At 65.8% G+C, this 10,922-nt stretch carries 11 protein-coding genes; 4 read left to right on the forward strand and 7 right to left on the reverse strand.

Annotated elements, in window-relative coordinates; translation table 11 throughout:
• Positions 1 to 3 precede the first annotated feature (3 nt).
• From BZL41_RS23500 to BZL41_RS23510, 3 genes are all read right to left on the reverse strand, one after another.
• Positions 4 to 1,371, reverse strand: a complete 1,368-nt coding sequence (locus BZL41_RS23500; protein ID WP_095601495.1) for an MFS transporter — start codon at positions 1,369 to 1,371, stop codon at positions 4 to 6.
• 146 nt (positions 1,372 to 1,517) lie between these two features.
• Positions 1,518 to 2,543, reverse strand: coding sequence for a ferrochelatase (gene hemH / locus BZL41_RS23505; protein ID WP_095601496.1), 1,026 nt, complete (start codon positions 2,541 to 2,543; stop codon positions 1,518 to 1,520).
• Between the two features lie 12 nt (positions 2,544 to 2,555).
• Positions 2,556 to 3,458 (reverse strand): TIGR01777 family oxidoreductase, encoded by a 903-nt coding sequence (locus tag BZL41_RS23510; RefSeq protein WP_095601497.1) that lies wholly within the window; start codon positions 3,456 to 3,458, stop codon positions 2,556 to 2,558.
• A 200-nt stretch (positions 3,459 to 3,658) separates the two neighbouring features.
• Here BZL41_RS23510 and BZL41_RS23515 point away from each other — a divergent pair, with 200 nt between their 5' ends.
• The 4 genes from BZL41_RS23515 to BZL41_RS23530 all read left to right on the forward strand — a co-directional run bounded on the left by BZL41_RS23515 (position 3,659) and on the right by BZL41_RS23530 (position 7,846).
• The gene (locus tag BZL41_RS23515; RefSeq protein WP_095601498.1) at positions 3,659 to 4,645 is read left to right on the forward strand and encodes an NAD(P)/FAD-dependent oxidoreductase; all 987 of its coding nucleotides are present in this window, start codon (positions 3,659 to 3,661) and stop codon (positions 4,643 to 4,645) included.
• Positions 4,646 to 4,820: 175 nt separating this feature from the next.
• On the forward strand, positions 4,821 to 5,780 hold the full coding sequence (locus tag BZL41_RS23520) for a 2-thiouracil desulfurase family protein (RefSeq protein ID WP_095601499.1): 960 nt from the start codon (positions 4,821 to 4,823) through the stop codon (positions 5,778 to 5,780).
• Between the two features lie 6 nt (positions 5,781 to 5,786).
• Positions 5,787 to 7,220: a deoxyribodipyrimidine photo-lyase gene (phrB, locus tag BZL41_RS23525; RefSeq protein WP_095601500.1), complete on the forward strand. Its 1,434-nt coding sequence runs from the start codon at positions 5,787 to 5,789 to the stop codon at positions 7,218 to 7,220.
• Positions 7,221 to 7,327: 107 nt separating this feature from the next.
• On the forward strand, positions 7,328 to 7,846 hold the full coding sequence (locus BZL41_RS23530) for a DUF2878 domain-containing protein (RefSeq protein ID WP_095601501.1): 519 nt from the start codon (positions 7,328 to 7,330) through the stop codon (positions 7,844 to 7,846).
• Between the two features lie 47 nt (positions 7,847 to 7,893).
• Here the strand turns inward: BZL41_RS23530 and BZL41_RS23535 are convergent, their stop codons facing one another.
• From BZL41_RS23535 to prmC, 4 genes are all read right to left on the reverse strand, one after another.
• Positions 7,894 to 8,409, reverse strand: coding sequence for an acyloxyacyl hydrolase (locus BZL41_RS23535; RefSeq protein ID WP_095601502.1), 516 nt, complete (start codon positions 8,407 to 8,409; stop codon positions 7,894 to 7,896).
• A gap of 99 nt (positions 8,410 to 8,508) precedes the next feature.
• Positions 8,509 to 9,300 (reverse strand): glutamate racemase, encoded by a 792-nt coding sequence (murI, locus tag BZL41_RS23540; protein ID WP_095601503.1) that lies wholly within the window; start codon positions 9,298 to 9,300, stop codon positions 8,509 to 8,511.
• A complete protein-coding gene (locus BZL41_RS23545; RefSeq protein WP_095601533.1) occupies positions 9,290 to 10,048 on the reverse strand; it encodes a molybdopterin-synthase adenylyltransferase MoeB in 759 nt (252 codons plus the stop codon). The genes murI and BZL41_RS23545 overlap by 11 nt, the downstream gene beginning before the upstream one ends.
• A gap of 8 nt (positions 10,049 to 10,056) precedes the next feature.
• Positions 10,057 to 10,884 carry a peptide chain release factor N(5)-glutamine methyltransferase gene (prmC, locus tag BZL41_RS23550; protein ID WP_095601504.1) on the reverse strand — a complete coding sequence of 276 codons (828 nt, stop codon included), beginning with the start codon at positions 10,882 to 10,884 and terminating at the stop codon, positions 10,057 to 10,059.
• Positions 10,885 to 10,922 lie beyond the last annotated feature (38 nt).

A 10,922-nucleotide genomic window follows, 5' to 3' on the forward strand; every position in this document is an offset into this window, starting at 1 on the left:
GCCTCATGCCGAGGCGGGACTTTCCCCTCGCAGCGCCTCGGCCTTGGGCGCCGTACTCCACCGCTGCAAACGCTCGATGCTCTCACGATACGGCTTCAGCCCCTTGCTCAGCAGCAGGATCGATCCGCACACCGCCAGACTCGTAACGATCAGCAGCGAATAGCGCAGGGCGTGGTCGTCGGCGAATACATAGTCGGTCACCAGCGCCACTGCCGTCGGGCCGATGCCGAGGCCAACCAGGGTGATGACGAACAGATAGATCGCCGAGGCCTGACCGCGCATTGCGTTGGGCATGATCTCCTGGATCGCCGCCGGCGCCACACCGAACGGCATTGACAGGCAGAACACCGTAGGCGCCATCAGCAACACCGCCCAGAGGGCTTCGTCCATCAAGGGGAACAACAGCACGCAAGGCAGCGCCGCGACCGCCGCATAGAGCCCGACGCGCATGTTGGCGTCGCGCCGGCCGTGGCGTGCCATCCAGTCCGCCAGCCGGCCGCCGAAGACGATGCCGAGGCAACCGAACACCGCGACGATGCTGCCGTAGACGATACCCACCTGCCCCGCGTCCCAGCCGTAGGTACGGATGAAGAAGGTCGGCACCCAGGCGGCGCTGCCGTAGCCGGCGAACGATAGCCCGGCGAAGCCCAGGTTATGACAGAGCACCGTGCGCCGATTGCTGCGAATGTAGCGTCCCACTTCGGCCAGAGGCACGGCGACGCCCGCCCCCACGCCGCGCCGGGCCGGTTCCCGCACCGCCAGCAGCAACAGGGTGAACAGCACGCCGGCGGCACCGAGGATGAGGAAGATCAGTTGCCACGGCCGCACTTCGCCGAGCAGCGGCAGCATCACGTCGCCCTGGGCCGAGGCGAAGCGGATCACCAGCCCGCCCAGCAGGAAGGCGATGCCCGAGCCCAGGTACACCCCCATGGAATACACGCTGATGGCGGTAGCGCGGCGCTCGGCCGGGAAGCTGTCCGCGATCAGCGAATAGGCCGCCGGCGACAACGCCGCCTCGCCGACACCCACGCCGATTCGGCAGAACAGGAATTGCAAATAGGACCGGGCCATGCCGCAGGCAGCGGTGGCCGCGCTCCAGAACAACACGCCCAGCGCGATCAGGCCACGCCGGCTGCGCGTGTCGGCCAGGCGCCCTAGAGGAATGCCGCAGACGGTGTAGAACAGGGCGAAGGACAGGCCCATCAGCAGGCTCATCTGGGTATCGCTGATGACCAGGTCGCGGCGGATGGGGGCGACCAGCAAGTTGAGAATCTGCCGGTCGATGAACGACAGCACGTAAGCCACCATCAGGATGGTGACGGTGATCCAGGCACGAGCGCTGGAGGGGTAGCCATTATTGTTGTTGTGCACTGGCATCTCCTCGGCGCCGCCAGCGCGGCGCGCGACGGGTGGGAAGAAAGGCCAGCTTAGGTCGGGATGGACAGGGTGAATACCTGAGAAGCCGTGTTATCAACGAGGCGAATGCGCAAGCAGCCGCCCCACTGATGACTCGCGGGTCACAGTAAGCGTGGGGCCCGCAGGCAGAGCTGGGCCAGGGCAGCACCCCAGGCCGGGTGATCGTTCAGGCACGGCACCAGCACCAGTTCCTCGCCCCCCGCCGCGACGAACTGCTCGCGTCCGCGCTGGCCGATCTCCTCCAGCGTCTCGATACAGTCGGCGACAAAGGCCGGGCACATCACCAGCAGCTTCTTCACCCCACTGGCGGCCAGCTCGTCGAGACGCGCCTCGGTATAGGGCTCGATCCACTTGGCGCGGCCCAGGCGCGACTGGAACGACACCGACCACTGTTCAGGCCGCAGCCCCATGCGCGCGGCGAAGCCCTCGGCCGTACGCAGGCACTGGGCGCGGTAGCAGGTGGCGAGCACCTCGGCCGGCGCATTGCGGCAGCAGTCGGCCTGCTTCAGGCAATGCCGGCCGCTGGGGTCGGCCTTGTGCAGATGGCGCTCGGGCAGTCCGTGAAAGCTCAGCAGCAGATGGTCGAACCCCTGGGCCAGGTGCGGCTGGGCGCTGGCCACCAGGGCATCGAGGTATTCCGGTTGGTCGTAGAACGGCTGCAGCACCGAGAGATCGAACGCCAGGCGATGCGCCGCGATGACCCGGCGAGCCTCTTCAATGACCGTGGTGGTAGTGCTGTCGGCGAACTGCGGATAGAGCGGTGCCAGCGTCACCTGCCGGATGCCTTGGCGCGCCAACTTGAGCAGCACGCTCTCGATGGACGGCTCGCCGTAGCGCATGGCCAGCTCCACCGGCCCCAACTGCCACTGCTGCGTCATCGTGGCCTGCAGGCGGCGGCTGAGCACGATCAGCGGCGAGCCTTCATCCCACCAGATCGACGCATAGGCATGGGCCGAGGCGGCGGGGCGCTTGATCAGGATCAGCGATACCAGCAGCCGACGCAGCGGCCAGGGCAGATCGACGACGTAGGGGTCCATCAGGAACTGGTCCAGGTAACGGCGCACATCGTCCACCTCGGTGGAGGCCGGCGAACCCAGGTTGACCAGTAACAGCGCGTGATCGGTCATGCGGAATCCTAATCAGTGGCGGCCGAGAAGATCCTCGAGGGCCGCATCCAGAGAGGTGAATCGAAACGAAAAGCCGGCTTCCAGCAAACGCGCCGGTTCGGCGTGCTGGCCGCCCAGCAGCAATCCGGAGAGCTCCCCCAGCCCCACTCGCAACAACGGCGCAGAAACCGGCAGCACCGCCGGCCGATGCAACACGCGGCCGAGTGCGCGGGCGAACTCGGCATTCCTGACCGGCTGCGGCGCGCAGGCATTATAAGGACCGCGTGCCTCCTCCCGCTGCAAGAGAAAATCGATCAGGGTGATTTGATCCTGCAGATGGACCCAGGACATCCATTGCCGGCCGTTGCCGATCGGCCCTCCGAGGCCGAGGCGGAATGGCAGCAGCAGGCGCTTGAGAAAACCGCCGTCGGCGGCCAGCACCAGCCCGGTACGCACCAGCGCCACCCGGATACCCAGCGCCTCGGCACGTAGCGCGGCTTCTTCCCAAGCCCCGCAGAGCTGGGCGGCGAAATCTTCCCGGACCGGCGGCGAGACTTCCGTCAGGCGGTGCTCGCCCGCATCGCCGTACCAGCCCACAGCCGAACCGGATATCAAAGTGCGCGGTTTCTGCTCGCGCGTTTCCAGCCAGGCCAGCAGGCGTTCGGTGAGCGTCACCCGGCTCGCCCAGAGCAGCTTCTTGCGCTTGCCGGTCCAGGGTCGATCGGCGATGGGCGCACCCGCCAGGTTGATCACCGCGTCCAGTGGCGCGTCCCCGTATTCCTCCAGCGTGCCGATTCCCCGCACCGCTTCACCGCAGCGACGCGGGACAAACTCTGGCGTCCGGCTCCAAACCACCAGGCGATGCCCCTGTCCAATCCAGTAACGACAGAGTCCGCGTCCAATCAGACCCGTACCGCCGGTCAGCAATATGTGCATGGCATCTTCCTCCCCATGGCGCAAAACCGTGATCTGGCCCTAGTCTGAAAACAGCAGGTGGCTATGTGCTGCACAACGGCTCGTCCGCCACCTGTCAGCAAGGGATGCGATAGGACCCGAGACTCACCTGTACAACGCTCAGCCATGCGTATAGGTTTTTGTCGAAGGCGCAGTCTAAAGTCATAGGTATGAGGTAGACCATGAGCGCACCCATCGCCATTATCGGCACCGGCATCGCCGGGCTTTCCGCCGCCCAGACCCTGCATGCGGCAGGGCAGCAGGTCCGGCTGTTCGAAAAAAGTCGCGGCAGCGGCGGCCGCATGAGCAGCAAGCGCAGCGACGCCGGCTCCATCGACCTGGGTGCCCAATACTTCACCGCCCGCGACCGCCGCTTCGCCGAGGTGGTCCAGCAATGGCGCAGCCGCGGCTGGGTCGCCGAGTGGACACCGAACCTGTACAATTACAGCGACGGCCAGTTCAGCCCCTCGCCGGACGAACAGATTCGCTGGGTCGGCACCCCGCGCATGAGCGCTATCGCCCGTGCCATGCTCGGCGCCCTGCCGGTCAACTTCTCCTGCCGCATCACCGAAGTCTTTCGCGGCGAACAGCACTGGAACCTGCAAGACGCCGAAGGCCAGAGCCATGGGCCGTTCAGCCACGTGGTGGTCGCCACCCCGGCGCCACAGGCCAGCGCCCTCCTGGCCGCCGCGCCCAAGCTGGCGAGCACCGCGGCCAGCGTGGTCATGGAGCCGACCTGGGCGGTCGCCCTGGCCTTCGAGACCCCACTTGATACCCCGTTGGAAGGCTGCTTCGTGCAGGAAGGACCATTCGACTGGCTGGCCCGCAACCGCAGCAAGCCGGGGCGCGACAACCAGTTGGACACCTGGGTCCTGCACGCGACCAGCGCCTGGAGCAAGCAGCACCTGGACATGGCCAAGGAAAGCGTGATCGAGCACCTGCATGGCGCCTTCGCCGAGATGATCGGCTGCGCCGTCCCCGCACCGGCCCTCAGCCTTTCCCATCGCTGGCTCTACGCGCGACCGGCGGAAGCCCACCAATGGGGCGCCCTGGCCGATGCCGACCTGGGGCTCTACGTGTGTGGCGACTGGTGCCTCTCCGGACGGGTCGAAGGCGCCTGGCTGAGCGGTAACGAGGCCGCCCGCCGCCTGCTCGAACATTTGCAGTAATTCCCCCTCCTCGCTGTCGTCGCCCTGACGACAGCCCCCTCTTCCTCCGACACGAACCGGGCCATGCCAGACATGCCCGGTGGACGCATTCGTCGCCCAAACAATTCTTATACAATTCTATTGATTTGTACAATTTACTGTCTAATTATTAGAAAACGAAAACGAGGACGACGCCATGACCGGCACCACCGCGAAACCCAGACTCGGCATCAGCGCCTGCCTGCTCGGCGATGAGGTGCGCTACAACGGCGGGCACAAGGAGTCGCGCCTGTGCAGCCGGACCCTTGCCGAGTACTTCGACTTCGTTCCGCTGTGCCCGGAAGTGGCAATCGGCCTGGGCGTCCCCCGTGAACCCATACGCCTGGTCGGCGATCCGCTATCGCCACGAGCGGTCGGAACCGTGGAACGGCAGCGCGACGTTACCGAGGCGCTTGCCGACTACGGCTCTCGCATGGCCGCCGGGCACGATGACCTGTGCGGTTACATCTTCATGCAGAAATCGCCCTCCTGCGGACTCGAGCGCGTCAAGGTCTATCAGGACAACGGCCACCCCACCGAGGGCGGCGGACGAGGCATTTATGCCCAGGCGTTCTGCGCAGCCCGGCCGGACCTGCCGGTAGAAGAGATCGGCCGGCTGAATGACCCGGTCCTGCGGGAAAACTTCCTCACCCGCGTATTCGCCTATGCCGAATGGCAGCGGCTGCGGGCCGACGGCCTGACCCGCAAAGCCATCCTCGACTACCACGCCCGCTACAAATACCTGCTGATGGCCGCAAACCCGCAGCAATACAAGGCGCTCGGCCGCCTGCTCGGCGACATCGGCCAATACCACCCGGAGGAACTCGGTCCGCGCTATTTCCGCGACCTGATGGCGGCGCTGCAACGCTGCGCCACCCGCCGCACCCACAGCAACGTGCTGCAGCACCTCAGCGGTTATCTGCGACAGCGCATCGATCATGACGAGAAAGCGGAAATCCAGCAGCTCATCGAGCAGTACCGCAAGGGCGTGGTGCCCTTGGTGGTCCCGCTGACCCTGCTCAAGCATCACTTCCGCCGTCACCCGGACGACTACGTGGCCCGCCAGGCCTACCTGCAGCCACACCCGGAAGACCTCAGCCTGCGCAATGCGATCTGACCTGCCATGCCTCAACTGATCTGGTTCCGAACCGACCTGAGAACTCGGGACAACACCGCCCTCGCCGCCGCCATGGCGGCGGGACCGACCATCGCCCTGTTCCTGCTCAGCCCCGGCCAGTGGCGCCTGCACGACGACGCCGACTGCAAGGTGGATTTCTGGCTACGCAACCTGGCCGAACTGAGCCGCTCCCTGGCCCGCCTGAACGTACCGCTGCTGGTACGCGAGATCGATCGCTGGGACGACGCGCCACAGTTGCTGGAGCGTCTCTGTCTCGAACAGGGCATCGAGTGCGTCAGGGTCAATGAAGAGTACGGGGTCAATGAACAGCGCCGCGACGAAGCCGTCGCCGCCACGCTGCAAGCACGCGGCATCGCCTTTCGCAGCCACCTGGACCAGCTGCTCTTCGCCCCGGGCAGCGTGCTGACCCAGGCCGGCCATTACTTCCAAGTGTTCGGACAATTCCGCAAGGTCTGCCATGCACGCTTGCGGGTCTCTCTACCGGATCGCGTCCCGCTGCCCCTGGCTCAGACCCCACTGCCCTTGACGAGCGATGCAATACCGACCCGGGTTGCCGGCTTCGCCCAACCCTCGGCCAGCCTTCGTGATCTTTGGCCGGCCGGCGAGGACGTCGCTCACGAGCGGCTGCGGTGCTTCGTCGACGAATCCATCGTCGATTACCACGACACCCGCGACCTGCCCGCGATCCCGGGCACCAGCCGACTATCGCCCTATCTGGCCGCCGGCGTGCTGTCGCCTCGGCAATGCCTGCACGCCGCCCTCTCGGCCAATCGCGGCGAGTTCGATGGCGGCAATCCCGGCGTCGTCAGTTGGATCAACGAGCTGCTTTGGCGCGAGTTCTACAAGCACATCCTCGTCGGCTTCCCGCGGGTGTCCAAGCACCGCGCCTTCCGCCCAGTCACCGAGTTGCTGCAGTGGCGTCGCGATGATCTGGACTTGGAAGCCTGGCAACAAGGCCAGACCGGCATCCCCATCGTCGACGCCGCCATGCGTCAGTTGCTCGCCACCGGCTGGATGCACAACCGCCTGCGCATGATCAGCGCCATGTTCCTGACCAAGAACCTGTTGATCGACTGGCGAGAAGGCGAGCGCTGGTTCATGCGCCACCTGATCGACGGCGATCTCGCCGCCAACAACGGCGGCTGGCAGTGGAGCGCCTCCACCGGCACCGATGCCGCGCCCTACTTCCGCCTGTTCAACCCGATCAACCAGTCACGCAATTTCGACCCCGAAGGCCGCTTCCTGCGTCACTGGCTGCCGGAGCTGTCCGGCCTGGGCAACCGCGACATCCACGACCCGGCGTCCCACGGCGGACTCTTCCCCCTGGCCGACTATCCACGGCCGATCGTCGACTTGGCCCGTAGTCGCGAGCGCGCCCTGGCCGCCTTCAAGGCACTGGAGGGGCTGCATGCCGGATGACCGAACCAACCGGCCCCAGCATCAGGCAGAGGGAATTTCATTCACACTATTGCGAGGGGACTTGCTGGAGCGCACCATCGGCACCGCTCAACTACTCGGACGACTCGATGCGCAAACCGCTGATCAATGCCGCCCTTTTCCTGCTCGCCTGGTTCGCCTGTGTCCTGGGCGGCACCGGTCCCTGGCTGCTGGTGGCCGTGGCGGTGCTACTGGCGCATCTGTTCTGGACCAGTTCCTGGGCCGAGGAAGGCAAGCTGGTGGTCAGCGTCTTTCTTGCCGGTAGCGCACTGGACAGTTTTCTTCTGCAGTTGGGCGTGTTCCATTTCGGCGACGAGCGCCAATTGATCCCGCTATGGCTCGCGCTGCTCTGGGCCCTGCTTGGCACCACTCTGAATCACAGCCTGGCCTGGACGGCGAAACCCTGGTGGCGTGCCAGTCTGCTCGGTGCGGTGGCCGGGCCGCTGTCCTACCTTGGTGCCACCGAACTGGCCGATATGCACCTGTCTTACGGCCTCTTGCCGACCCTGGTCGGCCTCTCCCTGCTCTGGGCACTGGTCCTGCCGTTGCTGCACGGCTTCGCCGGGCTCTACCGACAGCAGTACCGCAGCAGCCGAATGCGGGGCTGAAAAAAACCGGGCCAAGGCCCGGTTTCTTTTTTACGGCGGTGGACTCGTCAGAAGGACATCCGATAGTGCAGGGTGTATGCCTCGACACCGTCGTTCGGCTGCTTGAGGCCAGCGTTGGAGTAGTGCATGGCGCGCAGGCCGATCTCTTGGCCGGAGAAGCGCAGGCCCACGCCGAGGCGGTCTTCGAACTGGAACGAGGAGCCCAGGTCGCGATCCTCGAACTCCGTGTTCTCGAAGGCGGCAACACCGATACCGGCCTCGATGTAGGGCTTCACCGTTTCACCGGCAAACTCATAGACGAATACCGGCGAGAAGGACAGGCTATGGTTGCTCGACGCTTCGTCGCCATCCCAGTAGGTGTAAGCGGCGTCCCAGTAGCCGGTCAGCCGGCCCACATCGCTCTGGAACCAGCTACGCTCGAAATCGAACTGAGCGCCCAGGCGGTAGACCATGGTGGATTCGCTGGACTGTCCAACGGCGAAGGTAACATCCGCTGCCTGCGCCGAAGCCAGCGCACCCAGGGACATCGCAGCAGCCGCGGTCAACGAGAACAGCTTCTTCATGGAAACATCCTTTTTCTGAAGGTTTGAAGGAAATCGCATATTTAAACGCGATTATAGAAGCCTTTGCCTTAAGTAAAAGCAGTGTAAATTTGTGACCGCTCACTCAGGAAAAGATTGCACGTCCGTGCTTTTACCCCACAGCACTGGAAGCACCCTCTCCATCTGCCCCGATTCCCCGCTGGTCCAGAAGCGGGCCGGTTGAGCGTTACGGCCAAGCAATCCGCGCTCGCTGAGCAAGCGCTCCAAGTGTCGTGCCACCGCCGCGCCGGTATCGATCAGGCTCACCGACGCCGGCACCAGCTCGTGCAGCAGCGGCTTGAGGAAGGGGTAATGGGTGCAGCCGAGGATCAGCGTGTCGCAGCCTTCGGCCAACAGCGGCTCGACATACCCTCGCAGCAACTCACGCGTGCCCTCCGCCCGCAGCTCGCCCGCCTCGATGCACTCCACCAACCCCGGACAGGGCTGGGTAATCACCCGCACGTCGCTTGCGAAGCGATCGAGCAGCGCGGCGAAGCGCGCGCTCTTCAAGGTGCCGGTGGTGGCGAGAACGCCGACCACGCCGCTGCGGGTCGCTTCCGCCGCCGGTTTCACCGCCGGCTCCATGGCGACGATGGGGACATCCGGATAGCGCTCGCGCAGCTCCGCCGCCGCAGCAGCAGTGGCGGTGTTGCAGGCCAGCACCAACGCCTTGGCGCCCTGCCCGAGCAGGAAGCCGGCGATGGTCGCGCACCGTTCGCGGATGTATTCCGGGCTCTTCTCGCCGTAGGGCACATGCCCGCTGTCGGCCACATAGAGCAGGGACTCGTTGGGCAGGCGCTCACGGATTTCACCCAGCACGGAAAGGCCGCCGACGCCCGAATCGAAGACACCGATGGGCGCGTCACTCGCCATGCGCGCCTCCGCACACGGTGCAGGCCGGGTCGCGCTTGACCCGTAGTTCACGGAAACGGCCGCCCGACGCATCCACCAGCAACAGACGCCCGATCAGCGGCTCGCCGAAACCGGCCAGCAGCTTCAGCGCCTCCAGCGCCTGCAGGCTGCCCACCAACCCCACCAACGGACCAACCACCCCCGCCTCGCTGCAGGTCAGCTCGGCTTCGCTGCCGTGGCCGTAGAGGCAGTGGTAGCAAGGGCTCTCCGGACGACGCGGATCGAACACCGACAACTGGCCTTCCAGGCGGATCGCCGCACCGCTGACCAGGGGCTTTCCGGCGGCAACGCAGGCGGCGTTGACCGCCTCGCGGGTGGAGAAGTTGTCCGAGCAATCCAGCACCAGATCCACCGCCGCCACGGCCGCCGCCAGGCTGTCTTCATCCAGTGCCACGCGGTGCGGTACCAACGCCACCTCCGGGTTGATCGCCGCCAGCCGCGCCATCGCCGAATCCACCTTGGGCTGGCCAATGGACGGGGTGTCGTGCATCACCTGGCGTTGCAGGTTGGTCAAGTCCACCGTGTCGAAGTCCGCCAGGTGCAGCTCGCCGACACCCGCCGCAGCCAGATAGAGCGCTACCGGCGAGCCCAGGCCGCCGAGACCGACGACCAATGCCCGGCTGTTCTTCAGGCGCAGCTGGCCATCCACATCGATCTGTTTCAGCAGAATCTGCCGGCTGTAACGCAGCAGTTCCTGATCGCTCAGCATGTCGTCGCTCATGGGAAACTCCCCAGGCTGATCCGTTCATGGCCGCCAAGATCGCGACGGCTCTCCACCTTGATGAAGCCTCGCGCGGCGAACAGGTCGCGCACGGCCGCCGCCTGGTCGAAGCCATGCTCCAGCAGCAGCCAACCACCCGCCTCGAGATAGGCCGGCGCCTGCTCGATAATGGCGCGGATATCGTCCAGCCCATCCGCCCCCGCCACCAAGGCGCTGGCCGGTTCGAAACGAACGTCGCCCTCGCCGAGGTGGCGGTCGTCCGCCGCGATATAAGGCGGGTTGGCCAGGATCATCCGGAAGCGTTCGCCGGCCAGGGCGGAAAACCAGTGGCTTTCGCAGAATCGCGCGTTGCCCCGCTTCAGGCGAACCCGGTTGCGCTCGGCCAGCGCCACCGCTTCCGGCACCCGGTCGACGCCGACCAGCGTCCAGCCCGGTCGCTCGCTGGCCAAGGCCAGGGCGATGGCGCCGGTTCCAGTGCCGAGATCGAGCACCCGTGCCGGCCCGGCCGGGAGCAGTTCCAGCGCGGTTTCCACCAGCAGCTCGGTATCGGCGCGCGGGATCAGGGTGTGTGGCGCCACCTCCAGATCGAGACTCCAGAACCCCTGGCGGCCGAGAATATAGGCCACCGGCTCGCCGCTGCGGCGGCGTTCGATCAACGCGCCGAATCGCTGCGCTTGTTCATCGATCACCGCTTGTTCAGGCCAGGTCCGCAGGTAGCTGCGCGACTTGCCCAACACGTGGGCCAGCAACAACTCCGCGTCCAGCCGTGCGGTGGGCGAGTCGGGCAGCGTGGCGCCATCGAGAAGGGTCTGAATGCTGGGCATGGAATCTCTCTCGCAGACGGGGTCAGACTGACCCCGCC

This window comes from Pseudomonas sp. PIC25 (genome assembly GCF_002286785.1).
In the GTDB taxonomy this organism is placed as follows: Bacteria; Pseudomonadota; Gammaproteobacteria; order Pseudomonadales; family Pseudomonadaceae; genus Pseudomonas_M.